We start from the raw sequence: 25,959 nt of genomic DNA on the forward strand, positions 1-25,959 counted from the left end.
TATCAAGGCTATTTTTTACACTGATAAGCTCTTTATTTCATTCTGTTATTCTTGTGTTATAATAATCTTTTTCATATTTTGCCGATTCTTTAACACTTTTAATTATTTTGCTCAATAAATCAGGTTCAATATACATTGATGCAAAAACTTTTTCTATTTGTTCTATAATTCTTTAGTAACAATAGGCTTGTAAATATGAGGGTAGTATTTGTTGCCTTTTTTATAATGTATTACTCCGTGATAAAAAGTATTATTTAATATTTTATGTCGGGCAATGGGGAGTATTAGATGTGTTAGTTAACCCTTATGCACTTGGTACAAGCGACAGCATAAGAATAAGATTTATGCAGGATATCGATATTGCCATAAGACATCCTGAATCTTTTGCCGTTGCTAGGAAATGATCAACTAGCTTTTCTTGTTGCTTCCATAGTACGAATACGATTTTAATATGAGGCCATTCATTACGCTAGGCTAATTTTAAATCATATCTTGCTTGTAAATTAATCCATAACTGGGCTGAAGTGTGAAAATATTTACCTAATCTCAGTGCCATATTAGTCGTAAGAGTTCGTTTGCCATGCACTAGCAACGCCAAGTAAGAAATCATCGCCTATTCAACTATCAAAACCGACAGTACTGCTGGTTGAGTTATATTTATAACCGCTTAGATTATTTTGTGTCTTTTGAGGACTATTGCCGACAAAAGGACTAGCCCACGTACCGAAATCTACTTCTGTCTCATCACCGGCAGAAATAGAGAATATTTTTAAAGCCATAGATACGGAAAAAAGATAAGGGAGTTGTTTGATAAAAATTATCAAGTTCAAGAAGAAAAAATTGATAATATAGCTAAATCACTAAATGAAGAAAATAAGTTTGCGATACTTCGCAGAAATCTAACTAATAAAAGTACCTCAGAAATAAAAAATATAGTTGAGAAAATAAACAGAATGCAAGTTGATATAGGTAAAGTATTGTTACTCGATAGTGCAGGAATAGGTAAAACCACGTTAATGCATTATCTATCTTATAAGGGGAAAAGAAAAACTATGGAACAACAAATTTGATTATGTATTTAGAATCAGGTTAAAGGAATTGTTAAACTGGACAGTACGTTATGGTACTAATATAGATGACGATATACTAAGTTGTTTTGTCCATTATTGTTTAGATTCTAACGATATAAAACTTGAAGATATAAAAAGCATACAAGATAAAGATAGGATATTATTACTACTGGATGGTTATGATGAGGTAGCGTTTTTATCACAGAGTAATCGTGATGACCGAGATATTATGGATTCGGTATTTCAGTATAAAAATATCGTAATGAGTTCTAGGCCTAATGCGGTTATAGAAGAAATGAGCAACAGATTTGAGCAGAAAGTAGACAATACAAGGCTGGGATAGTGAGGGAATAGAGCAATATGTACATAAAAATTTTGAGTATGATAAAAAGAGCTTGGAACACCATTAAAAATCTTTTTGGATACTCATGGCCAAATAAAAGAAATATGTGCAGTTCCTATCAATACTGCATTAATATGTTTGATTTGGAGCGATCAAGAAATAAGGGATAAATTTCAAAAAAAACAAATTATTATTTCACTATATAAAAGACTTAAATATAAAAATAAAACTGAAGCTAATAATCACTTAAAAAACAAAATGAGTTTTTTAGAGCAAATAGCTTATGAGTCGTTTGTTGCAACAGGGAAGTGAGTAGAGAACAAAGTAGTAGAAAGCAAGAAAGATATATTAGATATAGACGAAGTTATAGAACAAGGGATATTAAGAATAGAAGGGCAAAATTTTCAATTTATTCATTTAACATTTCAAGAATATCTAGCTGCATGTTATTTAAAAAATCAGTTAGCAGATAACAACACAAAATATAAAGCAGCAAATTTTATAGGTGCGCATCGAAACGATCCGAAATATCTAATGACTCTGAAGTTTCTAGCAGGGATGGTAAGTAATGAAAATAATCAAGAGTTAATAGAAATATTTTGGAAAGCTGTAACATGTAATGTGGATAGGATATTAGAGTTAGGGATTGAAAGAAAGATTATACTCTTAATGCATTTATTAGCTCAAAGCAACATTAACAGGAAATTTTAGTAGAATACCGAATTTAAAACAAATACAAAATTTAATAGATGAAGTTGTGCTAAAAGATATTACAGGTTGGGAACAACATATAATAGACAGTGGTTATTTATCGGAAGCGATTGTTAAAACAGTAAATGAAAAATTACAAAATAAAAAAACTGACCCTCAAGAATTTAAAAAAGTTATAGGAATCATCACAGGATTAGCAAATAAGAAATGAATGGGGCAGTAAAACAAAAATTTATAAGAAGTTAACAAGCCTATTAGAAATTAAAGATGAACAATTACAAAAATTAGCCCAAATATTAGATGAGACGATAGATAAGACAGTATTACAGGAAAGTTAAAAAAAAATAATACCGTTATTAAATAAAAAGGTATTAAATGAATATGTAAATATAATATTGATTGAAATAATTAATATTATGCCTAATTTAGATATAAAAATATTAAATCAGGTAAAAAAAATTATACAACAAATACTTAGTTACTAAAAGCTTAGTTAAGATAGTAAATACAACACCTAATATAGCACCCAAGGCATTTAATGCACTGCAAGAATTATTTAATGATCCTATAGAAAATTTCAAGTTCGAGGCAGTTTCAGTTTTAGTTGAAATAGTAAAGGCAAAGCCTAGTTTAGTAAAAGAAGCATTGAACATATTGAAAACACTAATCCGTAATGCCTAATTATGTCAAATTTGATACTGTGCAATGTTTAAAATCAGAATAACTATTTGGTAACCCTAATAATGAAATTTTATATCAAGCTACTCGAGAAGCTTAACTGAAATGCTAAGTGTAATGTATGAAACAATAAGCTTTAAATACATTGCAAGATCTACTAAATGATTCTAATATTTATATTAAGGCTACGGCTGTTGTAAGCTTATAGTTAATATATATTGTACCAAGTTTAACATTATTGTAGTTATTTGGAGTTTAACTGAAACAGTACGTATAAATCCTAGTTTAGCCCAAGAGACATTAAAAATATTGAATACACTACTTAATAACCCTAGTAATTATATTGAATTCACAATCGCCAAAATCCTAGGTTGGATAATACAAATAAACCCCAATATATCACATGACGCATCTAAAATACTGAAAAATTTATTTAGTAATTCTGACAAATCCGAGTCTGCTTTAAGTTTAGTTGAATTAGGAAAGGTAAAACCGGTAGAAGAAGCATTTAAAGTGTTCAAAGATATACTCAGTGACCCTTATGTTGACAGATATGCTAAGTATGCAGTTGCTGTAAGTTTAATTAATATAATAAATGTAAGATCATTTGATAAAGCTAGTTATAAACAAGTTCATAGGTTAATAAAAATAATTGATCTACATAGAACTCAAAATTTTGATAAGGATTTATATTTAGAAATAGACGCCAAAACTACTCTACACACAATAACCGATTACATCACTCAAGAATATGAAAAAAGTAAAAATCCTGAAGTAATAAAATGGTTTATTGCGAGTTTTAACGAATTACCGAATATAAGCGAAACGCAAATCTTTTTAAAAGAAATATGTAAAGGCATATTAAAAAGCGGTGTGATAAATGAGTTGAGCGTAAGTTTATTTTAAATGGTATAAAGAAATATAATTTTACTTTTACGGTATCGGTTAGTAAAGCACCAGGAATAGAAGGCAAGATAATATTTGAAGATAGAAACTATGAAATATTTACAACCAATAATTCAGCAAGCAAAATAGTAAGTGTAGAGGAGTTTATAACTAAATTACTTGCGTTTACGCTCAAAAACTATTAGACAACATCGAATATTTAAATGCTAAAGTAAAAAATCCTGTTGATATAGAAGAAGTTAAAAAAGGTATCTACTACGCTCGCAAGTATCACGATTTACAAATACGTCAATTAGGCGATCCTTATTATTCTCACCCGATTGAAATAGCGATTATGCTCGCAGAGTTTGTAGCCGAAGAAGCTCCTAAGCTTTATAATGCTATTATGCTGCAAGCTGTTTTACTGCATGATACTATTGAAGATATAGCAGTGACTGAAGAAGTAATAACTATTGGACCGGAAGTAGCAAAGCACGTAGAGGGTTTAACTAGAATAAAACCTTACGGAAAAATAAGTAGTGAGAAAGGTCTGAATTTGCTAGTTAGACAAAAAAGATATGATACAATATTAATAAAGTTCTTTGACAGAATGTATAATTTACAAACTTTAGGTGCTAAATCACCTGAAAAAATGAGGAAAGTTTAATGAGTGTTGTAAAAATTGTTGTGTATATAGAGGCACATGAAATAAAACAACAATTAATTAAACTGTGCTACAAATAAATTTTGATGAATAATTTCTGCAGGGCTATAATTCACAGTATTTTTAATATATTAGCACAATAAATATATGATACATAAAATGCTACAGGACCTGTACAATCTAATAAAAAAAACACTATAATAGTTTTAATATTACTTTTATCTTCTTAGGATCAATATTAGCTTGTTCTAAAGTTTTTCTTAAATATCGTTTAGCATCCACAAACTCCGGTGTCTCTCTAAGCGAAGTTCTCCCGATGACTCCTACTATAGTGATTCCAGCACCGATTAAAAAAGCTATACGCCAACTAAAACCAAATGAAGTAACTAAAGAAGCTAAGCATAATGCTCCAAAACCACCTAATATACAAAAACTATCTAAAGTTGCTACAGTTGGATATTGTACAGGTGGTTTAATAAATTTAGTTAAATATACATCTGCTCCTATTACTTACCCCATTGAGGATATGCCTTGTGCCATATGGCATGCTATCATAACCCATGTAGCTACAATTTTTCATCATAAGCTGAAGATTTGCCATAATAAAACAAGCTATAGTCATAAGCAAAGTAGTTATTATTATAGTTGATTTTCTTCCTATATTATCACCAAGCCAACCAAAGATTAATGCTCCTATCGGTCTAAATACATATGTTGAACATAATGCAGCTGCTTCATAGATTAGAGCAGTTTGAGGATCAGCTTGAGGAAAAGTTCGTTAAGAAGCACTGCTGCCATATGTACATATAAATATAAATCAAAATATTCAAGAAAAGTGCCAATAGACAAAATACCTCATGCTTGTTTTGGTTCTCTATTTAAACTTGTTTGTGCTTTCTCATAGCCGAGCATAAATTCTTTATAAAAAATTAAATTGTAAAGAAATTTATACTGTGTTATATAAAAGTCAATAGGAAATTTCGCTTTATACGAAAATCAGAAAGTGAAGTGCAACTTATTATTTATGTTATCCATTTTGTCAATATAATTGCACTAGTTTAAAGCAGTATGTCTGTGTACCTGAGCATTCATCACAAGCCCAAAGCCGATTAACATGGATGCGATCATTGTTCCGCCGTAAGAAATAAACGGTAGCGGTACGCCTACTACGGGAAGCAAGCCCATAACCATAGCTATATTAATAAATACGTGAATAAATAAGATTGAAGTAATACCTATTACCATTAATTTACTAAAAATTTCTCGGCAATTTGCGGCAATTAATAAAGAAATAGTTATAAGTGCAAAATATAATATTAGTAAAAACATTCCTCCTATAAAGCCGAACTCTTCAGCGAAGGTAGCAAAGATAAAGTCAGTTTGATGTTCGGGAAGAAAATCCAAATGGCTTTGGCTACCTTGATTTAAACCGCGTCCAAATAGGCTACCTGAACCTATAGCGATTTTAGACTGAATAATATTATAACTAGCACCGAGCGGATCATGTTCGGGATCTAAAAAAACCATTACCCGTTTTTTTTGATAATCATACATCATATTCCAAGCAATAGGTAGGCTAATAAAAGCAGCAAGACCTAGTATTATAAAATATTTTATTCTAAGACCTGCCGCAAAAAATATAATTGCCGAAACAATTAAAACAATCATTCCCGTACCTAAATCTGGTTCTCTAATTATTAGAAAAGCCGGTATTAAAACTCCTATAATGGGTATAATAACTTTATGAAATTTTGTAAGATCATCAATTGTTAGTGAATGGAAATATCTAGCAAGCATTAGTACAACGGCGATTTTTATCGGTTCGGAAGGTTGAAGCTTAACTATACCGATATCAATCCATCTTTTACCGCCCATGGCAGTTGAGCCGAAAAGCTCCACGGCTACTAGTAAAGCGAGTACGCACAAATAAAAGATATACGATAACCTAAATATTATGCGTAAATCAATTAATGCAATAATAATAGCTAAAGGCAAGAATATACAAAAATTTATAATTTGTTTATAAGCCCAGGGCTGCAAATTACTATTTGCTGCAGAATAAAGCACAATGAAACCAATACAGCAAATTAAGCTAATTAGTAAAATTAAAGTAATCGGTAATTTTTGTAATTGTTCTAGATAATTTTTATGCATTGTTTTTGTATTCAGTAGAGGTGTTGTATGTCATTCCTGCGCAAGCAGGAATCCAGTACTTTAAAGCTTTTTAAAAGCTCAATTTATTGCGCTTGTTCCTGGCTTCCTGCTTGCGCAGGAATGACATAACAGGATTCCAGCCACAAATCTGCTAACTAAACCTCAACATCAAACACCTTAAAAATAAATACTAATTCGTCAGCTATCTCTTTCAGATAATCAAAACGACCGGCAGAACCTTTATGTCCCGTATCCATATTTGTTTTTAATAATAAGGGATTATTGTCCATTTTTAGTGCTCGTAATTTTGCTACCCATTTAGCAGGTTCCCAGTAACCTACACGTGGGTCGGATATACCGCAAGTAACGAATAGAGCAGGGTAGTTTTGTGCTTTTACGTTATCATAAGGGGAATATGATTTAATATATTCAAAATATTCTTTCTCTTTTGGATTACCCCACTCATTATATTCCAAGAGAGTTAACGGTAAGCTTTCGTCAAGCATGGTACTCAAAACATCAACAAACGGTACATGCGCGATTGCTGCTCTATAGATTTCCGGTTTTTCGTTGAGTATGTAACCGATTAACATACCGCCGGCACTACCGCCCATTATTACTATATTGTTGTTACTTGTATATTGCTTGTTAATTAAAGCTCTACTACAGGCTATGAAGTCTTCAAATGTTCTTTTTTTGGTTAAAAACTTAGCAGCTTCATACCAATCATGACCTAGATCATCGCCACCTCTAATATGAGCAACTGCGTAAATAAAACCGCGATCGGCAAGTGTCACTGCTGTATTTCTAAAATTGACGGGCATAGCGATGCCATAAGCACCGTAACCCATTAGATATAAAGGATTTGAACCGTCTTTTTTAAATAAAGATTTTTTATAAAACAAGGTTATAGGTACTTTTACATCTTCATTATCTGCAAATATTCTCTCTACTTTATACTCCTCCGGGTTAAAGCCTGAAGGTATTTCGTAGCTCTTTAATATCGTTAATTTATCGCTATTAAAATCGTAACTATAAGTGGTATTGGGTCTTGCTAGAGAAGAGTAATCTATTCTGATATCGTCTTCCTCAAAGTTTGTAGAAAAACTACTTGCTTGGAAACTTTCGTCGGGAAAATAAATTGTATTTTCTTGTAAATCTTTAAATCGCTTTATTTTAATTAGCGGTAAACCTTGGTCACGATAGTTTAAGATTAAATAATTATTTGTAACATTAAAGCTTTTTAAATATTTGTCTTGTTCTTCCTTAATATAAATATCATCCCAATCATCCCAGCTAGTATTTTCAAAATTATTTACCGGCAGTTTTATAACATGGAAATTTTTAGCTTTATAATTAGTTTTAATATAAAAATAATCGCCATTATATTCTATTTCATAGAATATTTTGTTTTCTGCAGTTCGTACTAATTTAGGCGTAAAACTATCATCCTGCATAGAAATTACGTAAATTTCATTTTCATTATGATCGCCTGAATTTATAAAAATATATTCATGACTTGCTGATTTCTTGCAGCTGATAAAATGAAGAGGGTTTTTGACCTCGAATATTAATTTATCCTGAGTGACCTCTTCACCTAGACGGTGAAACATTACCTTATCCCAGCGTTGATTCTCATTAATAGTAATATAGAAAAAGCCGTTTAAGTGTTCATGCCAAATTATAGTAGGAGCTACAGCTAAATCTCGATCGCTTGATACAAGCGAATTTTGCGGCATTCGCCTATGCTCACGTACATTTGTACGTTTCGCAGGCTTGTCCTGAAATTCATCTTGTCTGAAGTGATCGAGATTTAGCTGTACATTGCCTAATTCATCAGGTAAGTATTTTTGTTCTTTAAGGTTGTATATTTTGATATTGTATTGTTCATTACCTGTAAAATTAACACTATAAGCCATTAAATTGTGATCAGGTGACATTGCAACTGTAGCAACATCAGTAAAACTGCTATTTGGAGCAAGAAGGTTGACATCTAATATTACTTCTTCTGCTGATTCCATATTATTATGCTTTCTGCAATATATCGGATAATTTTTATTCTCCTCTACTCTATGGTAATAGTAATAATCTTTGTTCTTAACATAAACCGATTCATCGTCTAATTTAACCCGTCCTTTTAATTCTTTAAAAATCTTTTCCTTATCATTTTGCAGATCGGCAAAGAAATTTTCGGTATATTGATTCTCAGCTTTTAAATAATCTAAAATTTTAGAGTCTTCTACATTTGGCCACTTAGGATCACGCAGCCAGTGATAATCATCGTTTATTGTTGCTTCGTGAACTTCAAAGCTGTAATTTTGTTTGTCTGTTATTGGTGGTTTCATGTTTTTTATTTTTTTGTGTTGTTATGCCTAAAGTCGTCATTGCGAGGAGCCGTAGGCGACGCGGCAATTTAGTAAAATAATAAAAAAATTCTGTAATCAGAATTGTTTACTAGATTGCTTCGTTGAAACTTACAGTTTCTTCTCGCAATGACGATTTTGGTATCTATACAACATCGAATTATTGTAGTGTTAAAATCAAACTAATTAATAGGAATACTACAATCAATATAGCAGTTTGCTGATTATGCCAAGCAGATATTTTACTTAAAATATTATCCCAAATAACCTTAAAATTAAGATATTCTGCCGCATCTTCGTTATTGTCTGCCGTTCCTTTATATTTATCGATACTGAAATATATAAATTTTTCAATATATTGGTATAGGTCAAGGTTTATGTTTTCTGTCGAAATGCGTGGTATTTTTCTAAATATTAAAGCCAATAACAGTGAGATTGCAAGGATTACTAGCTTAAAGTTAGCAGTATGTGATATTTGAATAGGGTAGAATAAACATATGCATAAAGTTATGATGCAGAAAGAGAGGTAGGTTATAGTTCTTATGTCATTCCTGCGAGAGCAGGAATCCAGAAATATTATAAAGCTTTTATTTTTAAGGTTTTTACTGGATTCCTGCTTTCGCAGGAATGACGTAGAACTCTCCATCAACAACCCAAATAATACGGTACAAGTCGTTATCTTGGAAAATAGCATTACACTATTCTCGTTTAAAATATTAGCTATTTCATCTTTAATATAAGAAGAACGAATAGGCAGTATAGATGTATAGATCAATATACTAATAACAAATCCGCTTAATAAAATAAAATTAATTTGAGTATTCTGAAGATCTTGGTAATTTTTAATATCATACTCATCTTCTATATAAGCGAAATATAAAGCAAATAATCCGTTATATAATATATGTATGAATATAAAGCTTGTAATAAGATAAGCTATATTTGGAGAGTTTATGCTAATAGCCGTTAATATAAAACCAAGCTGTGATACGGTAAGATAACATATTAATCGTTTAAGTTTTTTTTCAATGAGAGCTAATACTAATCCGTAAATGATCATTGATATCCCAAAAAACTTTAATATCTCAAGACCGCTAAATAATTTTAAAATGATAATTAAAATAACTTTAGTAGTAAAACTAATTAAATATACAATACCGCTACTTGAAGCTATAGGATAGCAATGAACCACCCAGCCGTTTACAAAAATAGCCGAGGCATTAATTAAACAACCTGCAAGTATGAATATTGCTGGTAACTCAAAATTATTTACTGATTCTGTTAAAGAAGTAAAAGTCGTATTACTTGTTGTTTGGATTAGAAGAGTCATACCGATTAAGATTAGCCCGCTGCTGAATAAATGAGTGAGGAAATATTGACGTGCCGGTTTTATCTTTAATTGGTCACAAAAAATAATTATGCAGGCAAAAATCGTCATGAATTCAAGCGAGATTATCATGGAAATAAAATCAGCTGCAAATACGCATATAATAGAGGATAAACAGTATAAACTACCGATTAAGCATTCTAATTTTCTATTTTGGGAAATTGTATAAAGATTTAAGATAGCAGTAACAATTAGAAATGCTAGAGCTATTAGCTGATTTTGTGGGTGAAAATCAAACATAAGCTCAAAATTAGTAAGCGGAAATGTACACTTGGTATTTTGAATAAACATTTTAATCCTTAGAAGAAACTGTTAAAACCTCTAGTCCCTGGATTCTTTTAAAGTCTTTTACATTTAGAGTTAATATCAGAAAACTTTTTGTAATAGCCGTTGCCGCAATAAGCATATCATGAGTTCCTATAGTTATACGTTGTGTGTATAAATCATGAGTAATACATGCATATGTATATACTTCTTCAATATCGAAAGGTAATATAGTAAACAGACTTTTTACGTATTCTATAAAAGCTAAACATTTTATACGTTTATTCTCATTCTTGACTCTATCTACTCCTATGTAATAGTTCAGTTAACACAATAGGGCTAATATAAGTCTGACCGTAATGTGACCATTGCTTAGTACTGACCTTTTCTCTTTCTAAAGCTATGATTATAGCAGTATCAATAATTAATCCCATCTTTCAACCAATTTTTTAATATCTTGTTTAGTATTGTGTCTTATTTCTTCGCGATTTTTCATGAATTGATCAGCATCTTCAGGATCAAGATGTGGACCATTTTTAAAAGCTTCCTCTAAGTCTCTTACTGCTACAGAAGGCTTGATTTCTGCAGGCGTAATCCTTGCTACGATATGATTACCTTTTTGAACGTCAAAGCTTTCGCCTTTATAGTAAACTCTATTCATAATATCTGAAAAAGATCGTACAAATTCTGTTGCTCTAATAATTTGTGCCATATTTATCCTCAAAGATAATTACCATATTTATACCGTAGATACTTCAAGATTTGGTACGTCAAATTTCGGGATTCGCCTGTGCTCACTATTGTACGCTGTGTAGGTGCACTGCTTATTTGACTTCCAACTTTTGAAGTATCTACGGTATACATATTATATGATTATGTGTAGATTATGTAAATATGTTTATGTAATATAAGCTAAAAATTCTCTGATTAAGATTTGAATAAAATAGAAAAGAGTTACGGCACAGCAGCACATTATTATACTAATTTGCATAGAGTAGGGGAGTGGTTTTGTTACGCTAGATTCTACTAAAGAAGGTTTATAAATAGAGCTTAATATTTTGAGCAGGTAAAGGCTTGAGAATATACTACTAGCTATTACGACAATCATAACAATGATTTGATTCTGTTCGCTTGCGGCAAGTAATATTGAGAATTTGCTAATAAATCCGCTAAAGATAGGTATACCGATTAATGATAATGAAGAGATAGATATAATAAAAGAAATTAAAGGAAATTCTTTGGATGTACCATGTAAATTCTGTACTTGATTGGTTTTCTTTAAACTGTAAATACTTCCCATACTATAAAATAAGCAGATTTTTGTAAAAGAATGTGAAACTAAATGGAGTATTGCAGCTCCAAGTGCCTTAGGTGTTAACATGAAAGCACTAAGCAATGCAAGGCTTAATTGGTTCATAGTGGAGTAGGCGAGTATTTTTTTGATATTATCCGTGTCTAGGGCTTTGATTGAGCTATAAAATATGCTTACTATCGGTATAAAAATTAACCAGTTAAACTCGGCAAATATCATTTGTAAATACGATAAACCGAATATATATAATAGGATTTTGTAAATACAAAATAATCCGGTTTTAACCACTATTACGGCATGCAGCAAACTACTAATGGGGTAATGTGCAACCATTGCAGCAGGAAGCCATGAATGCACCGGAAAAATGGCAGTTTTAGCAATACCGCAAATAAACATTAACAATAAAATAATTGACTGGTTTTTGGAAAAATAATTTTCTACTAAACTTCCACTTGCAAAATCTCCGTTACCGGTTTTAGTATAAATAATTATCACTGCCGGTAAAAATAATATTGTGGCAGAAATCATCAGAATTTTTAGATATTTATATAACCCGCTAAGTACTATATTATTTTTGGTATGTCCTATTAAAAAAGCTGTAGAAATAGTTAAAAGCTCATAGCAAATAAACATCGTGAATAAGTTGCTAGATAAAGCAATTAAAACACCGATTAGAATAGTGAAGTTAAAGAAAAATAAGAATCTAGAAGAATAGTCTATATTATTAATAGCAAGATATTTAGGAGTGTAAAGTAAAGCACAAATCCATAAAAAGCCTATTAAACTTAAGAAAATAAGCCCTAAAGGTTCAAGATGGAATCCTATAGAGTAATTACCGAATATATTAAATTCAAATCCTGCTCTAATACCTTTTAAAAACAACCAGTCTATAATTAAAATATTACCGAAGAAAAAAATAGCAATAGTAATAAGTAAAAAATTACGTATAAAGTTATCTTTTTGAGTGGCATACGGGCTAGTTAAGTTTAATGCACCAACTAGCAAAGTTGATAGAATCAAAAGATTTGGAGTAGTAAATTGTGTAATCATGATAAGCTGTTATACTTTTTTTGATAGTATGGTTAGAGCATTACCTATATGGCTTTCTATGTCATGCCTAGCTAAAAGTGGGGGAATCCAGAAAAAGCGAGATAAATCGTGCTTTTAGTTTTAAAAACTTGCTGTGTTTATATTTTTTAATTACTGGATTCCCGCTTTCGCGGGAATGACAATAGTACCATTTTATAATGGTAAAATAACGATCCTACGGAGCTAAGTAAAATTATAATAAAATCTAATAGTAGATTGTGTGTTAATAATAATTCAAGAATATTTACTTTGATAAAAAATAATGGACTGATAGGTAAGCCACAGCTGCACATAATAGCAATTATTATTAAAACTTTGTTAGGCTCTCTTTTATAGCTTCCATTATAAGCATCTATCAAGAAAAGAGCTATTTTATTTATACTATCCGCAAGTAATAAACTTGGTAAAACTATTATACCGTTTTCGGTTACGTATAATAAAAATACGTAACCTATTTGAGTACAACATGAATAAATTATAATATTCTTGAAATCTTTTGTTTGGTAAGCAAAATATGGGGCTATAATAAGAGTAGCTAAAGCGATAGGTTTTATAAAATTTGTAATAGCCGTTTTAATTGTCTCATAGCCTATAATAATATAAGTAAATTTATATATTATATATATTCCTATTATAGTAGAAATCCCTGCTAAATATACTAAAATAACTGAAGCCGTGTTATTATAAGCTCTCATCATCCAAAAATGCATAGGGAAAAAAGCTGTTTTTAAAATAGCACCTATTAAGAAAAAACCGATAGCTATAGTGATTATACGGGAATTAGTATGTTCTTGTAAATACGCTGCAATTTCTGCCATATTCAAACTACCCGTAATGCTTAGCAGAAATCCTATAGATATAAGAATAAGAGTTGCACCGATACTACCTATTATCAAATAATCAAAAGCTCCGATTAAAGATTTTGGATTATTACCTGAGGCTATCAGGACATAGCTACTAAGTGCCGAAATCTCTATAAATATATATAGATTAAAAAAATCGTGAGTAGCCATCATCCCTAAATAGCCCGTATGAGCGAATAATAATATACCGTAAAATAAAGATTTTCTATTATTGTTTATATATTTTAAGATAGTTTGATTAGTAATCTTATGACAAAAAACTAAAAAGAATAATAAAACCAAGTTAAGATAAATAATAATAGCTTGGTTTAGTGCATTTAGCCGATATTCTATTCCTATTTTTGAAGTCCATCCTCCCATGGTGTAAGATAGCTCCGTATTTTGTATAATGCTATATCCATAAACACTGACCAAAAGGCTAGATAAAATACAAATCGTAGTAATTATTCGTGCAAAGGTAATAAAGCGAAAAGATATTATTGAGAGTAAAGCCCCAAATAAAGGGAATAATATTTGTATGATAGGGACATGGTTAGCTAGAATCATTTATCAAAACTAATTTCATTTTCTGATATTGTACCAAAATGTTTATAAATTTGATATATTAAACTTAAAGCTACGCTAAGAGTAGCAAACCCAACTACTATAGCAGTTAGCATTAATACATGAGGCAAAGGGCTAGTGTAAGTAGTGATGCCCTCTTGGAAAATAGGTACACCGCCTGTTTTAATTTTTCCGATACTTAAATAAAATACTAACACCGAACTTTGAAAGATTCCAAGCCCGATAATTTTATGAATATAATTACGACTTGTAAGCATTATAAATAAGCCGCTAGTTAGTAAGATCAAGGCAAAGAAATATATTAAATTATGCATAATTATATTGTTATTGTAAGAAAAGTATTGTGACGTGAATCAGTTTCATCGTCATTGCCGCCATGACGTTGGTAGACATTAATACGCTTTGAAAGACTGATTAAATACGCATGTGACTTTTTTGCCCTTACGTATAGCGAGCTTAGGAAAAACCTGTTCAAGGATCACCATATTAGGATTATCTTGAGCAAGGCGATAATTTACTAAAGATTCTCGAAGTGAATCATCTACAGCAAAAATACCGGAAATTTCAGCGTTTTTATCTCTAAATTGCAGATAAGTAAACTCGCCGTCATCAAAAATTTTAATAGGAGCTATTTCTTCGCTGCCGCTAATATAGTAATTAAAGTTATATTTTTCAGGATGAGTCAGGTCGGGACTTGCTAGGGCAGCAGAAAAAGTTTGCATATGACCGCTCATATTGTCATTTTCGTCATCCGGATAAAGAAACTTTACGTTAAAGACCATTTCAGGATCACGCATATCAAGAGTTTCGGCGGCATATAGTTCAAAGAAGTACGTCCGTTTATTAGTAATTAAAGTCATATTAGTAGTAGCATCCGGTTCCATCGGTTTAATAAAAATCCTATGACCGGCAGGTACTATTTGCCATGAAGTAGTATCTCCCATAGAAATACTTACTATTTCCTCGTCTCTTGCTAGTTCTATACTTGCTTGATAGCCGTAATATCCTGTGAATTTGAAAACATCGTCAGGGTTATAAGTCATAACTCTTAGACGTGGGTCTCGACCTAGAGGTCGTGATATAGTAAGAGCAAATACATCTAATGTAAGTATTATAAAAGTACAAAATATTATTAGTTGCTTCATATTATTTCTGATTTTTATTTCTTAGTAACTTTAGCTTGTAACTAGTAACGGTAAAATTGAACGGCATATTAGGTGATGTATTTGTACTGATAGAATCCATTATAAATCCGATTCTTGCTTCCCATACCATATTTTCTAAAATTGCATCCGTACTATTTTTTGCCAATGATTCAAAAGTAACAACTGCCTCGTTATCGTTTATATTGTTAATTGATAATATATTAATTGAGCGTCTATATAGTTTTTGATATCTTATGACCGGTGATAATGGGTTATCAATATTCATAAAATTAGCAAATTGCATATAAACAATACTCGTAGAAGCATTTTTGATAAAGGTAAATTGTTCTTTTAATATATCGTAATTGTATTCTTCTCGTTGGTTTACATAATTCTGAAGCATAATATTTGCAATAGAGATATAAGGCTTTACTAATGTTGAATGTTTAGTATTAGTAACGGCAGCTTGTTTTTCGGCATCATCTTTTATTAAATAATTTACTTTTTTGTTTATAGGTAGCAATATGTTGATACTTATACAAATTAAGGTTAATAATAAGGTAAAAATCGTGCATATTAAAAGCAGAAGACTTCTATGACTTAACGGTAAGATATACTTAAAATTATACCATTTTCTTGCATCAATAAAATATTCGCCGGATTTTATATATTCTTGTATTGCGTTGGTTAATGGGTCCATAATTACTAGATTAATATCTAATTTTATTCTGTTTTAACACTCTATCATAATTATTATAATATGATTATGATTTAATTTAATGTTATTTTAAGCTATAAAATAAGTTTATATTGTTGCTACAATACCAAAATATTGTTTAACTTTAAAATAAATAAATTATAAATTAAAATTATACAATAACAATTATTGATGGTAGTTATTATGTTATACTCATCCCACTTGAAAAATTGGCGACAATGTCTTTATAAGTCCGCAGGTAGCCACGTATGAAGTATACGCTCTTCTCCTAAGCTGAACTTTGTATAACTACTCGTTATTTACTTCAGAGTATAATAGTTTACAATCTTTTTAATATTTTTTTATATTTATAAATAGATTTTTTTAAAAAATGCTTGTGAACTATTGTATAGTAAGGTAATTTTAAAATAGTAACAAGATAATTTAATAATGTATAATTAGAATGTTAAAATCATTAAAGCTTTTATTAGTATTAATTATGCTTGCTCAATTGTTGTCATGTACCCCTTCAGCTCCTTATGAAATTAAAAGCCCGTGCGTTTCTGCTGATATAGATGATGGTTCGAGTGTAAGCGTAAATCCTTGTATAAGAAGACCTGTTAATTCAGTAAATATAGTATAAAAGTAATAGTTTTACACAATAACAATGTAATAATAAAAATACCTTTGATATGAATAATATATTTGGCTTCTTTAAATCAAGTAATAACTCGCAAAGCGGTGCAGGAGATACACAAACGCAAGAAAGTATTACATCGGCTAATCCTTTAAAAATTACTCAGAATTGGTATGAAGAGCGATCTGATAAGTTACTTGTTCAACGTAACTTACTTATCATATTAATAATACTACTAACCATTTTTATGGTTATAGCAACTTTAGTAATAGCCTTTGTAGTGAAATCTAAACAGTTTGAGCCTTTTGTTATTCAGCTTAATAGTAATACCGGACGTGCCTCAGTGGTAGAACCTATTTCATCACCAGTGTTAACGGCGGATGAGTCTCTTACAAGGTATTTTATAAAGAAATACATAACGGCACGGGAAACATATAATCCAGTTGATTTTGCGACGATAGCTCGTACGACAATAAGATTATTTTCAACAAGCAGTGTTTATTACAATTATCTTGGCTATATAAGAAATAAAGATTTTGATCCTACTTTAAAATATAAAGAAGAGAATACTACATTTTTAGTAATAAAATCATGGTCAAAAATCGCAGCAGATAAATATATAGTTAGATTTTCCGTAAATGAAACATCAGGAAACCAATTAGTTTATAATAAAATAGCGGTAGTAAGTTATGCTTATGTGCCTATGCAATTAACAGATTCAGAACTTGATATAAATCCGGTAGGGTTTCAAGTGAACGGATATAGGGTAGACGATGACAATAGTTAGATTTTATTTTTTAGTTTTTATATTATTAAGCGGTTTTACAGTACAACGAGAATGTTCACTTGTAGATGATCCATGTAATAGTAGTAATAATTATGTAGATGATTTATCTATAACTAAAGATAATAGGATAAAAACTTATATATATAATCCAAATGAAGTTTATTTATTAGTTTTGCATTTTGGCTTTCAATCGCATATAGAATTTGCTAAAAACGAAGAAGTCCAAAATATAATTCTTGGGGATGCTTATGCTTGGAAAATAACTCCTTTGGCAAATAGATTATTTATTAAGCCTCTTGAAAAAGATATTCGTACAAATATGACTATTATAACTAATAAAAGAATATATGAATTTGATATCGCTTCTACGGAACTTATGATGGGTAACGAAAGGGATTTAGTATATGTAATTAAATTTTACTACCCTAAGAAAAATAGTAATTATATAGCAAGATTTTAATCGATGTCATTTCTGTGTAGATATGTCATTACGAGCAGCCGTAGGCTGCGTGGCAATCTTATGAAATGATACAAACTCCTGAGATTGCGGACGTACAATTGTTCTGAGGTTTCCTCGCAATGACGGAAAAATTGATCCACGTAACAATGACAATAAAAACACTTTAACTGATATAATTTAGATATGGCTGAAGAGCAAAATAACAATCATAATACCGGTTCTTTATCAGGAGTAGATTCTCCTGAAGTACAAAGAGAATTATCAAAAGTTTCGGTTAGCTTTAATAAGAGTATTGTGATAGTAGTAGTAATTTGTGGTATTTTTATATATATTTTTTATACTCTTTTTTTCGGTACTGCAAAAGAAGAAATACCGGAGACTCAGATACCGAGTAATATTGTAAAACCTGTTACGGAGGTTGATGATAATATTCCGGAGATTCCAAAGTTACCTGATCCGCCTAAGCTTGAGACGCCCACCGCTCCTCCACCGCCTCCTCCTTCGGTAGTAAAAGTTCCACCGGTCTTACCTCCTACTACTCCTGTAGAAGAGAATAAAGACAAAACGCTTCCATTGCCGCCGGTTTCATTGCCTTCGACTTCAGGAACGTTAGTTGAGAGCAATGCAGAGGGGCAACGTCGTGAAGCAAAAAGAAAATCAGCTATAGTGTTAATTGGTGGTGTAGAGCCTAAAAAAACACCGGAACAGATTACGGCAGAAACGACCTTTAAAGATCGCGGTGATATGTCTTTGGTTCTCGGACGCGGTAAATTAATTGATGCAGTTCTTGAGACGGCAATAAATAGTGATCTCGGCGGTGAAATAAGAGCCATTATTAGTAGAGACGTATTTTCTGAGAAAGATAAAGTGATATTGATACCGAAAGGGTCAAAAATATTCGGTAAATATGCAACCTCAACTTCGTCCGATAGTTATGGTAGAGTTTCTATAATATGGGATAGAATCGATTTAACGAGCGGTTATACTATAGAATTCGACTCACCTGCAGTTGATAATTTAGGTAGACCGGGATTACAAGGAAGAGTTGATAATAAATATAAAGAACAATTTGCAAATGCCGTATTACAATCCGGCTTTAATATAGGGCTTGCTAAAGTGCTTGATAAGTTAGTGCCGCCTCCTATAGCTTCTCAGGCAGCGGCTACCAATAGTGCTACGGCAAAACAATTGTTAAATACTGCTCAAACTATTGCGTCTAATACCGCTATGGATGCAAATACTAGGATAGTTACAATTTGTACTAATATACTTGCTGCTATTACCGATAAAACTTCGACTGCTTATACTACTATGACTCAAGCATGTACAACCGCACAAACTGCTTCTTCAGCGAATACTGCTGAGCAGAGACTTCAAACCTTAGTACAGGCAGTTAATACGGCAGCTTCAAGTTTGCTTACTACTACCTCTATAGCATCAACTCCGACTCAAGCACAACAAGCTTCTACTCAAGCTTTTACGGATGTAACGAATGTTGTAAAAAATATGATAACTCAGCAGCAGTTTAAGCCGACGACAACGGTTAATCAAGGTACGCCGGTTAGAATATACGTTAATAAGGATTATAAATTCCCAAAAGCCGTTTTATTAAAATCGAAGGTAATGAAATGAGTGAAGAATTTGCAGCCTTAGAGACGTTTTTACTTCCTTTTAAAAATTTATTTGCTGAAGACGGTATTAACGAAATTATGGTTAATAAGCCCGGAGAAGTATGGGTTGAAAAAAAAGGTGATATATATTCTAAGCAAATACCGGAACTGGATAGCGAACATCTACTTGCATTAGGGAGTTTAGTCGCTCAATCTACCGAACAGATGATTTCAGAAGAAAAACCGCTTCTTTCGGCAACTTTGCCGAATGGCTACCGTATTCAAATAGTATTTCCTCCTGCTTGTGAGATAGGACAAATCATTTATGCTATAAGAAAGCCTAGCGGTATGAATCTAACTTTAGATGAATATGCTAAAATGGGGGCATTTGATGATACTGCAACAGAGAGTTTAGTAGATGAAGATGCAGTAATTTTAAATAATTTCTTAGCTGAAAAAAAGATTAAAGAATTTATTAGACATGCAGTTGTTTCAAAGAAAAATATCATAATTAGCGGCGGTACTTCAACCGGTAAAACTACTTTTACTAATGCGGCACTCACTGAAATACCTGCAATAGAAAGATTAATTACTGTAGAAGATGCTCGTGAGGTTGTGCTATCACGCCATCCTAACAGAGTGCATTTACTGGCTTCCAAAGGAGGACAGGGGCGTGCAAATGTTACTACTCAAGATTTAATAGAGGCCTGTTTGCGTTTAAGACCAGATAGGATTATAGTAGGTGAGCTTCGAGGTAAGGAAGCTTTTAGTTTTTTGCGTGCTATTAATACAGGTCATCCCGGTTCAATATCAACACTGCATGCTGATAGTCCCGCTATGGCTATTGAGCAGTTAAAGCTTATGGTTATGCAAGCAGATCTTGGTATGCCGCCTGAAGAAGTAAAGAAGTATATTTTAACCGTTGTAGATATCGTTGTGCAGTTAAAACGCGGTAGCAGCGGGAAAAGATATGTTTCGGAAGTATATTATAAGAAGAACAAGAATGCTGAGGGGATGGTTTAAAAACGTCATTGTGAGGAAATTACGAAGTAATTGACTAAGCACAATCTCAGGCCACAATCCTGAGATTGCCACGCTCTTTTTAGTTGCGCGCAATGACGTAAAAATTACTCCACGCAAAAACTAATATATAAGCATAAACTAGGAATATCAATTCATGGAATGGCATAAGATACTTAAAGTTACTAGAAATATATTCGGTCATGCTATAATTCATCCGGTTGTTATTTTTTGTACCATTTGGATAAGCGGTGCATTTGTTGCAATTTTTACTAATGAGGTTGGAGCTTTAGGTGTAAATATAAATGCTATAAATATTGCTTATAAGTGGGCTTATTGGCTTATTAACGTTTGGGGGCAGTTAAAAATTACCGACTATAATTATTTAAAATTGAAGCTACTTGCCTCTCTTCTCAGTCCGGTTATTATTGTTATAATATTTTACATTAAAAATTTTGAAAGAATAAAATCATTACAATTTTTCAAACAAGATGAAAAAGTATATGGAGATGCAAGCTGGGCTAATCCGTCAGATATAGAGGCTGCAGGTCTTAGATCTAAGAAAGGTATGCTGATCGGTGTTGATGCCGGTGGATATTTTGTTGCAGACGGGTTCCAGCATGCTTTATTATTTGCTCCTACCGGTTCAGGTAAAGGTGTAGGGTTTGTGATACCTAATTTGTTATTTTGGAGTGATTCGGTAGTAGTGCATGACATAAAGCTTGAAAATCACGGGTTGACAAGTGGTTGGCGTGAGAAGCAAGGGCAGAAAGTTTTTGTATGGGAGCCTTCTAATCCTGATGGTGTTACTCATTGTTATAATCCGATTGATTGGGTTAGTACTAAGCCTGGGCAAATGGTTGATGACGTTCAAAAAATTTCAAATCTTATAATGCCGGAAAAGGATTTTTGGAATAATGAGGCACGAAGCTTATTTTTAGGTGTAACTCTATATTTAATAGCCGATCCTACTAAAACTAAATCTTTCGGTGAAGTAGTGCGTACTATGAGGAGTGACGACGTAGTTTATAATCTAGCGGTCGTACTCGATACGCTTGGTGGTGTAATACATCCTGTTGCATATATGAATATTGCTGCATTTTTGCAAAAAGCCGATAAAGAGCGTTCCGGCGTAATATCTACAATGAACTCATCGCTTGAATTATGGGCAAATCCACTGATTGATTCAGCTACAGCATCTTCTGATTTCAATATACAAGAATTTAAAAAAGTCAAAACAACCGTATATGTAGGGTTAACACCCGATAATATACAGCGTTTACAAAAATTAATGCAGGTGTTTTATCAGCAGGCGACAGAATTTTTAAGCCGCAAAATGCCGGATTTAAAGGAAGAGCCGTATGGAGTAATGTTCTTACTTGACGAGTTCCCGACGCTCGGGAAGATGGATACTTTTAAAGCCGGTATAGCTTATTTTAGAGGTTATAGAGTTCGTTTATTTTTAATTATCCAAGATACACAGCAGTTAAAAGGAACATACGAAGATGCAGGGATGAATTCTTTCTTATCTAATGCAACATATCGTATTACTTTTGCCGCTAATAACTATGAAACGGCAAATTTAATATCGCAGCTTGTCGGTAATAAGACGGTAGAACAAAGATCATTTAGTAAACCTTTATTTTTTGATCTTAATATTGCTACTAGAACCCAAAACGTTTCTCAGGTTCAAAGAGCTTTACTTTTACCTCAAGAAGTAATACAGTTACCGAGAGATGAGCAAATTGTTTTAATAGAATCCTTTCCGCCTATAAAATCGCGTAAAATTAAGTATTATGAAGATAAGTTTTTTACTAGTAGATTATTACCGCCGACTTTTGTACCTACTCAAGTACCTTTTGACCCTAGGGCAAATAATAATGGGGCTTCGGAAGAGACCGAAACAATAACTGTTCCGGAAAATAATGAGTAAAATGCGTTCAGCTATTATTGATATCGGTTCAAATGCTTTAAGAGCTGTAGTTTATGAAAGTGATGAGCTTGGAGCGCCGGAAATTTTTAATTATAAATTTAGAAATTATCTTACAAATTTACTTAATTTAGATAATTTAGACGTAAAACATCAAACATATTTATCTCTACAATATCTTATTCATATTTTTACCAAACTGTCTGTTACTAATATTAGATGTGTTGCAACAGCTATACTTAGGGGGCATCCTAAAGCAGATGAATTCAAAGCTATAATTAAAAAGAGATTCAATATTGATATTGAAATTATCTCAGGTGAACGTGAAGCTTATTTAACTGCTGCCGGATTAATTTCCGGTATTAGTGATGCTTTCGGTATTGTAGCTGATCTTGGAGGTGGAAGTCTTGAGCTTGCACAGATTGGAAATAAAAAAGTCGGTAAATTAAAATCATTGCCGCTTGGTACAAAAATTATTGTTAGTAGCAATTTTGGTGATGTCGGGCTGATTACTAAAATGCTAGAGGAAGAATTTGGAGCTGCACATTATCCTAATTTATATTTAATTGGCGGTGCATTACGTCTAATGAGCCGTATATACATGGAGTCTATAAATTATCCCCTTAAAAATTTACATAATTTTGAAATAAATCGTGTAGAGTTTGAGTTATATTTAGAGAAATTATCGCAAATCGATAAATTAAAGCTGAGTTATTATGAGCAGAAAGTCATAAATTATAATGCAGTTTTAGTAATAAAAGCAATGATTAAGGTATTTTCACCGGAAAAAATTATTATCTCAAATTACGGTTTAAAAGAAGGAGTAAGATTTGACTCGTTGCCGTCTCATGAAACAGAAAAAGATATTATTTATGAGAGGGTGAAGAGATTAGTAAAATTTGATAGAAATATATGTAAAATTGAAAAATATATTGAAGCAGTACAATATCTTTTAATTAATGCCGATGCCACGACTCTTATTGTTATTGAACTCGCTATAATGCTAGCACAATATAATAAAAATATTGATAAAACGCTTAGAGCAAATTTTGTTTCGGAATTTATATTATCTTCAGACATTCCTTTTAGTCATAGACAGCGTCTTATGCTAGGTATTGCCCTTACAGTTACTTATACTGCTAAAACTGACATGCAGATTAATAAAATAGCTAAGAAAATGATTAGTAAAAGTGATTATTATAACAGTCATATAATCGGTTATTATATAAAAATTGCTAGAGAAATTGATGGGCCAGAATTTCAAGAGCCTTCTTTTTCGATTAAATTAAAAGACGATAAATTTTTACAAATTAATGCTTCAAATATCTTGCCTAAACAAGTCTTTGAAAAGGTTTGTGAACGTTTAAAAGATATAAGTTCTGCTAGAAAAAATATTAGGTATAATTTTAGTGATTAGGGTTTTTTTGTTATAGTGCCGGATAGTTTTCAAAAAGCCAGTGATGTCATACCTGCGAAAGCAGGGATACAGGCTAAAAAAATCTTGATTGCAAAGATTTTTTTATTAGATTGTTTCACTTTTAAAGTAAAATCTTTAAAAAGCTTTAAAGTACTGGATTCCTGCTTGCGTAGGTATGACATAAAAAGTGCCACACAACAATAGCTAAATTAATTATGCTCCATCAAATGTGTCACAATTATATTCCTTTGTACATCCTATAATAGTAGATTCCATTTTAGGAACTATGTGTTTCTCCCAAAAATCTACTAGTGGTTGCATTGCATTAATAATAAGTGAATCTTCGATGGGATGCAATAAATTATCTATATTAATTTCTAGATACCTAACTATGAACTCTGCAGCGCTATCATCTGATTCTCTGTGTATAAGATTTCCAATCCTTTCTAAGTAGTAAACTTGCTCGCTAGTAAGATCTTTATCTTTTATTATTTGCGGTAGAATCTTGGTTAATATACATTGCAATTGAACTTTTTGATCAGTTGCAAATAATTCATAATAATCCTGTTCGTTTACATAAGGTAATTTTAGTAAATTAATAATTAAATTGGTCACATAATATGGGCATGAGAATTAGTTTTTATAACTTCCTCTAATTCTCTTGTATCTGTTCCGGTCTATAATGATTAAAGTAAAATATAGGTAATATAGTCTCGTTTTTTAAATATTTAATCAATTCTTTACTATCGTTATATTTACTACTAATTTCATTTTTTTCCTCTGGTGTTAATATTAAATTTGCCGTTAAATCAAGTATTGGTTTTGCCGCTCTACTATATTCATATGAACTATTAATTAAGCGCTTTAAGCTTTCAAAATTTTTAGGCAAAAATATTTTATCATCATTTTGATATGGTACATTTTTTACGAAATTTGTTTTCAAAATTTGAAAACTATTGTTTAGTGGGATACTTGCATTGTATAAAATTTTCTCTATTGCATAATGTCCAAATTTATGTGCTATTATTGATTCTAAATTTAATTTTTCTGCGCCTATACATATTAGGTTATTGTCTCAATCGTAATGAGAAAATGATTTATTATCAAATGTTATTTTTAGGCTATCTTGCACTTTAATATTAACCGCTGCTATATAGGCTAATAACTTATTTGTAGGCCCCTATTGCAAAAGCTTTGTATAGTTATGAAGAATTATATTGTCATTTAAATCGCTTACATTGTAAGTCCTTGTCATTAAAATAGTAATATCAGAGTTTTCGCTATATGCAATCGGTGATAATTTTTCTATTTTAAATTTTGCAATATTAAGTTCTTCAATATTTATCTCAATTTTATTATCTTCAATAAAGCTTTTAAACTCTTGAAAACTTAAATAACTAGCTAATTTTTTAATTCAAATCCTTCTATTTTAAATTCACTAATTGCATTGTTATTGTGCTCCTCAATCGTTCTCTTCTTAAACTTAATCAACTCTTGCAACATGCTGCTTTTTGTATCTCTATATTGTATAGTATCAAAATTTATAAATGCTGCTACATCAAGCATAGATGTATCATCGATGTTATGTATATATCTATCGTATTCAGCAGAAGTAAAGTGGCTAGGGTTAGCATAAGAAATAATAAGTGTATATGCTTCTAGATCAAATGACGTAATGGCATGATGTAACCCTAACAAATTATAGCTGTTCTTAGATGCTAAAATTGATTTTATTTCGTCATATTTTTTAGTTTTTATAAAATTTTTTATTAGCTTATTCAAAGCTGTTGTGGGTCATTGTGAATAATATTCAGATGGTAAAGAAATGTTTTATATCCTATCAAGTTGCTATATTTCATGGTAATATGTTTTAAATAGTATATCTTTCTATTTGTAAAGAAATAATTTT

At 31.5% G+C, this 25,959-nt stretch carries 29 protein-coding genes and 3 pseudogenes; 15 read left to right on the forward strand and 17 right to left on the reverse strand.

From position 1 onward, the window contains the following. Positions 1-469 precede the first annotated feature (469 nt). Positions 470-610 (reverse strand): HigA family addiction module antitoxin, encoded by a 141-nt coding sequence (locus RAF_RS10700; protein ID WP_012719534.1) that lies wholly within the window; start codon positions 608-610, stop codon positions 470-472. A gap of 7 nt (positions 611-617) precedes the next feature. Continuing rightward, positions 618-779: an autotransporter outer membrane beta-barrel domain-containing protein gene (locus RAF_RS01915; protein WP_041472002.1), complete on the reverse strand. Its 162-nt coding sequence runs from the start codon at positions 777-779 to the stop codon at positions 618-620. 24 nt (positions 780-803) lie between these two features. Here RAF_RS01915 and RAF_RS09230 point away from each other — a divergent pair, with 24 nt between their 5' ends. From RAF_RS09230 to RAF_RS09700, 8 genes are all read left to right on the forward strand, one after another. Further along, positions 804-1,070, forward strand: coding sequence for a hypothetical protein (locus RAF_RS09230; protein WP_049752703.1), 267 nt, complete (start codon positions 804-806; stop codon positions 1,068-1,070). A 28-nt stretch (positions 1,071-1,098) separates the two neighbouring features. Next, positions 1,099-1,413 (forward strand): hypothetical protein, encoded by a 315-nt coding sequence (locus RAF_RS09235; protein WP_049752704.1) that lies wholly within the window; start codon positions 1,099-1,101, stop codon positions 1,411-1,413. 75 nt (positions 1,414-1,488) lie between these two features. Then, the gene (locus RAF_RS09695) at positions 1,489-1,725 is read left to right on the forward strand and encodes a hypothetical protein (protein ID WP_041471827.1); all 237 of its coding nucleotides are present in this window, start codon (positions 1,489-1,491) and stop codon (positions 1,723-1,725) included. 222 nt (positions 1,726-1,947) lie between these two features. Then, on the forward strand, positions 1,948-2,124 hold the full coding sequence (locus RAF_RS09240) for a hypothetical protein (protein WP_200858178.1): 177 nt from the start codon (positions 1,948-1,950) through the stop codon (positions 2,122-2,124). A 46-nt stretch (positions 2,125-2,170) separates the two neighbouring features. Continuing rightward, positions 2,171-2,335, forward strand: coding sequence for a hypothetical protein (locus tag RAF_RS09245; protein ID WP_200858179.1), 165 nt, complete (start codon positions 2,171-2,173; stop codon positions 2,333-2,335). 776 nt (positions 2,336-3,111) lie between these two features. Then, complete coding sequence (locus RAF_RS01940) at positions 3,112-3,708, forward strand: hypothetical protein (RefSeq protein WP_012719535.1); 597 nt, start codon at positions 3,112-3,114, stop codon at positions 3,706-3,708. Positions 3,709-3,862: 154 nt separating this feature from the next. Next, positions 3,863-4,354: an HD domain-containing protein gene (locus RAF_RS01945; RefSeq protein ID WP_041471829.1), complete on the forward strand. Its 492-nt coding sequence runs from the start codon at positions 3,863-3,865 to the stop codon at positions 4,352-4,354. Positions 4,355-4,667: 313 nt separating this feature from the next. Next, the gene (locus RAF_RS09700) at positions 4,668-5,000 is read left to right on the forward strand and encodes a hypothetical protein (RefSeq protein ID WP_012719537.1); all 333 of its coding nucleotides are present in this window, start codon (positions 4,668-4,670) and stop codon (positions 4,998-5,000) included. A gap of 6 nt (positions 5,001-5,006) precedes the next feature. Here the strand turns inward: RAF_RS09700 and RAF_RS10520 are convergent. The 12 genes and pseudogenes from RAF_RS10520 to RAF_RS02005 form a co-directional block, all read right to left on the reverse strand. Next, positions 5,007-5,093 (reverse strand): annotated as a pseudogene (locus RAF_RS10520) (MFS transporter); the annotation flags it as partial. A gap of 311 nt (positions 5,094-5,404) precedes the next feature. Beyond that, a complete protein-coding gene (gene rodA, locus RAF_RS01955) occupies positions 5,405-6,505 on the reverse strand; it encodes a rod shape-determining protein RodA (RefSeq protein WP_012719538.1) in 1,101 nt (366 codons plus the stop codon). 155 nt (positions 6,506-6,660) lie between these two features. Then, a complete protein-coding gene (locus RAF_RS01960) occupies positions 6,661-8,850 on the reverse strand; it encodes a prolyl oligopeptidase family serine peptidase (protein ID WP_012719539.1) in 2,190 nt (729 codons plus the stop codon). Between the two features lie 178 nt (positions 8,851-9,028). After that, entirely contained in the window at positions 9,029-10,546 is a 1,518-nt protein-coding gene (locus tag RAF_RS01965) for a proton-conducting transporter membrane subunit (RefSeq protein ID WP_012719540.1), read from the reverse strand. Position 10,547: 1 nt separating this feature from the next. Continuing rightward, positions 10,548-10,953, reverse strand: a pseudogene (gene vapC / locus RAF_RS09710) (ribonuclease VapC). After that, the gene (gene vapB, locus RAF_RS01980; protein ID WP_012150592.1) at positions 10,944-11,231 is read right to left on the reverse strand and encodes a type II toxin-antitoxin system antitoxin VapB; all 288 of its coding nucleotides are present in this window, start codon (positions 11,229-11,231) and stop codon (positions 10,944-10,946) included. The pseudogene vapC and the gene vapB overlap by 10 nt, the downstream one beginning before the upstream one ends. A gap of 30 nt (positions 11,232-11,261) precedes the next feature. Then, positions 11,262-11,380, reverse strand: a pseudogene (locus RAF_RS08550) (palindromic element RPE5 domain-containing protein); the annotation flags it as partial. A 37-nt stretch (positions 11,381-11,417) separates the two neighbouring features. Continuing rightward, positions 11,418-12,881 carry a proton-conducting transporter membrane subunit gene (locus tag RAF_RS01985; RefSeq protein WP_012719541.1) on the reverse strand — a complete coding sequence of 488 codons (1,464 nt, stop codon included), beginning with the start codon at positions 12,879-12,881 and terminating at the stop codon, positions 11,418-11,420. A gap of 146 nt (positions 12,882-13,027) precedes the next feature. Further along, positions 13,028-14,329, reverse strand: a complete 1,302-nt coding sequence (locus RAF_RS01990; RefSeq protein ID WP_010977037.1) for a proton-conducting transporter membrane subunit — start codon at positions 14,327-14,329, stop codon at positions 13,028-13,030. Further along, positions 14,326-14,661, reverse strand: coding sequence for a Na+/H+ antiporter subunit C (locus RAF_RS01995; RefSeq protein ID WP_012719542.1), 336 nt, complete (start codon positions 14,659-14,661; stop codon positions 14,326-14,328). Before RAF_RS01995 ends, RAF_RS01990 begins: the two co-directional genes overlap by 4 nt. A 78-nt stretch (positions 14,662-14,739) precedes the next feature. Further along, the gene (gene virB9 / locus RAF_RS02000; protein WP_010977039.1) at positions 14,740-15,492 is read right to left on the reverse strand and encodes a P-type conjugative transfer protein VirB9; all 753 of its coding nucleotides are present in this window, start codon (positions 15,490-15,492) and stop codon (positions 14,740-14,742) included. A 1-nt stretch (position 15,493) separates the two neighbouring features. Then, entirely contained in the window at positions 15,494-16,192 is a 699-nt protein-coding gene (locus tag RAF_RS02005) for a virB8 family protein (RefSeq protein WP_012719543.1), read from the reverse strand. A gap of 460 nt (positions 16,193-16,652) precedes the next feature. On the opposite strand from RAF_RS02005, the gene RAF_RS02010 reads away from it, so the two are divergent. The 7 genes from RAF_RS02010 to RAF_RS02040 all read left to right on the forward strand — a co-directional run bounded on the left by RAF_RS02010 (position 16,653) and on the right by RAF_RS02040 (position 24,050). Next, a complete protein-coding gene (locus tag RAF_RS02010; protein ID WP_010977041.1) occupies positions 16,653-16,832 on the forward strand; it encodes a DUF2706 domain-containing protein in 180 nt (59 codons plus the stop codon). A gap of 49 nt (positions 16,833-16,881) precedes the next feature. Then, positions 16,882-17,613, forward strand: coding sequence for a virB8 family protein (locus RAF_RS02015; RefSeq protein WP_012719544.1), 732 nt, complete (start codon positions 16,882-16,884; stop codon positions 17,611-17,613). Further along, positions 17,600-18,073: a TrbG/VirB9 family P-type conjugative transfer protein gene (locus tag RAF_RS02020; RefSeq protein ID WP_012719545.1), complete on the forward strand. Its 474-nt coding sequence runs from the start codon at positions 17,600-17,602 to the stop codon at positions 18,071-18,073. Before RAF_RS02015 ends, RAF_RS02020 begins: the two co-directional genes overlap by 14 nt. 183 nt (positions 18,074-18,256) lie before the next feature. Then, positions 18,257-19,705 carry a TrbI/VirB10 family protein gene (locus tag RAF_RS02025; RefSeq protein ID WP_012719546.1) on the forward strand — a complete coding sequence of 483 codons (1,449 nt, stop codon included), beginning with the start codon at positions 18,257-18,259 and terminating at the stop codon, positions 19,703-19,705. Next, a complete protein-coding gene (gene virB11, locus RAF_RS02030; RefSeq protein ID WP_012719547.1) occupies positions 19,702-20,706 on the forward strand; it encodes a P-type DNA transfer ATPase VirB11 in 1,005 nt (334 codons plus the stop codon). The genes RAF_RS02025 and virB11 overlap by 4 nt, the downstream gene beginning before the upstream one ends. Before the next feature lie 154 nt (positions 20,707-20,860). Next, complete coding sequence (locus tag RAF_RS02035) at positions 20,861-22,636, forward strand: type IV secretory system conjugative DNA transfer family protein (RefSeq protein WP_012719548.1); 1,776 nt, start codon at positions 20,861-20,863, stop codon at positions 22,634-22,636. A 1-nt stretch (position 22,637) separates the two neighbouring features. Continuing rightward, a complete protein-coding gene (locus tag RAF_RS02040; RefSeq protein ID WP_012719549.1) occupies positions 22,638-24,050 on the forward strand; it encodes a Ppx/GppA phosphatase family protein in 1,413 nt (470 codons plus the stop codon). 213 nt (positions 24,051-24,263) lie between these two features. Here RAF_RS02040 and RAF_RS02050 read toward each other — a convergent pair whose 3' ends face one another. The 3 genes from RAF_RS02050 to RAF_RS02060 all read right to left on the reverse strand — a co-directional run bounded on the left by RAF_RS02050 (position 24,264) and on the right by RAF_RS02060 (position 25,832). Beyond that, entirely contained in the window at positions 24,264-24,665 is a 402-nt protein-coding gene (locus tag RAF_RS02050; RefSeq protein WP_012719550.1) for a hypothetical protein, read from the reverse strand. 37 nt (positions 24,666-24,702) lie between these two features. Next, positions 24,703-24,993 (reverse strand): hypothetical protein, encoded by a 291-nt coding sequence (locus tag RAF_RS02055; RefSeq protein ID WP_012719551.1) that lies wholly within the window; start codon positions 24,991-24,993, stop codon positions 24,703-24,705. A 458-nt stretch (positions 24,994-25,451) separates the two neighbouring features. Continuing rightward, on the reverse strand, positions 25,452-25,832 hold the full coding sequence (locus RAF_RS02060; protein WP_012719552.1) for a hypothetical protein: 381 nt from the start codon (positions 25,830-25,832) through the stop codon (positions 25,452-25,454). Between the last annotated feature and the right edge of the window lie 127 nt (positions 25,833-25,959).

This window comes from Rickettsia africae ESF-5 (genome assembly GCF_000023005.1).
GTDB classification, from domain to species: Bacteria; Pseudomonadota; Alphaproteobacteria; order Rickettsiales; family Rickettsiaceae; genus Rickettsia; species Rickettsia rickettsii.

Bases quoted from the DNA above. Each gene is read 5' to 3' on its own strand.
- RAF_RS01960 (WP_012719539.1), bottom strand. From the start codon at position 8,850: ATGAAACCACCAATAACAGACAAACAAAATTACAGCTTTGAAGTTCAC.
- RAF_RS02020 (WP_012719545.1), top strand. From the start codon at position 17,600: ATGACAATAGTTAGATTTTATTTTTTAGTTTTTATATTATTAAGCGGT.
- RAF_RS01995 (WP_012719542.1), bottom strand. From the start codon at position 14,661: ATGCATAATTTAATATATTTCTTTGCCTTGATCTTACTAACTAGCGGC.
- RAF_RS02015 (WP_012719544.1), top strand. From the start codon at position 16,882: ATGAATAATATATTTGGCTTCTTTAAATCAAGTAATAACTCGCAAAGC.
- RAF_RS02025 (WP_012719546.1), top strand. From the start codon at position 18,257: ATGGCTGAAGAGCAAAATAACAATCATAATACCGGTTCTTTATCAGGA.
- RAF_RS01985 (WP_012719541.1), bottom strand. From the start codon at position 12,881: ATGATTACACAATTTACTACTCCAAATCTTTTGATTCTATCAACTTTG.
- RAF_RS10700 (WP_012719534.1), bottom strand. From the start codon at position 610: ATGATTTCTTACTTGGCGTTGCTAGTGCATGGCAAACGAACTCTTACG.
- RAF_RS02035 (WP_012719548.1), top strand. From the start codon at position 20,861: ATGGAATGGCATAAGATACTTAAAGTTACTAGAAATATATTCGGTCAT.
- vapB (WP_012150592.1), bottom strand. From the start codon at position 11,231: ATGGCACAAATTATTAGAGCAACAGAATTTGTACGATCTTTTTCAGAT.
- RAF_RS09700 (WP_012719537.1), top strand. From the start codon at position 4,668: ATGACTCCTACTATAGTGATTCCAGCACCGATTAAAAAAGCTATACGC.
- rodA (WP_012719538.1), bottom strand. From the start codon at position 6,505: ATGCATAAAAATTATCTAGAACAATTACAAAAATTACCGATTACTTTA.
- RAF_RS02010 (WP_010977041.1), top strand. From the start codon at position 16,653: ATGTTAAAATCATTAAAGCTTTTATTAGTATTAATTATGCTTGCTCAA.
- RAF_RS02040 (WP_012719549.1), top strand. From the start codon at position 22,638: ATGCGTTCAGCTATTATTGATATCGGTTCAAATGCTTTAAGAGCTGTA.
- RAF_RS09240 (WP_200858178.1), top strand. From the start codon at position 1,948: ATGACTCTGAAGTTTCTAGCAGGGATGGTAAGTAATGAAAATAATCAA.
- RAF_RS01990 (WP_010977037.1), bottom strand. From the start codon at position 14,329: ATGATTCTAGCTAACCATGTCCCTATCATACAAATATTATTCCCTTTA.
- RAF_RS01965 (WP_012719540.1), bottom strand. From the start codon at position 10,546: ATGTTTATTCAAAATACCAAGTGTACATTTCCGCTTACTAATTTTGAG.
- RAF_RS01915 (WP_041472002.1), bottom strand. From the start codon at position 779: ATGGCTTTAAAAATATTCTCTATTTCTGCCGGTGATGAGACAGAAGTA.
- RAF_RS02005 (WP_012719543.1), bottom strand. From the start codon at position 16,192: ATGGACCCATTAACCAACGCAATACAAGAATATATAAAATCCGGCGAA.
- virB11 (WP_012719547.1), top strand. From the start codon at position 19,702: ATGAGTGAAGAATTTGCAGCCTTAGAGACGTTTTTACTTCCTTTTAAA.
- virB9 (WP_010977039.1), bottom strand. From the start codon at position 15,492: ATGAAGCAACTAATAATATTTTGTACTTTTATAATACTTACATTAGAT.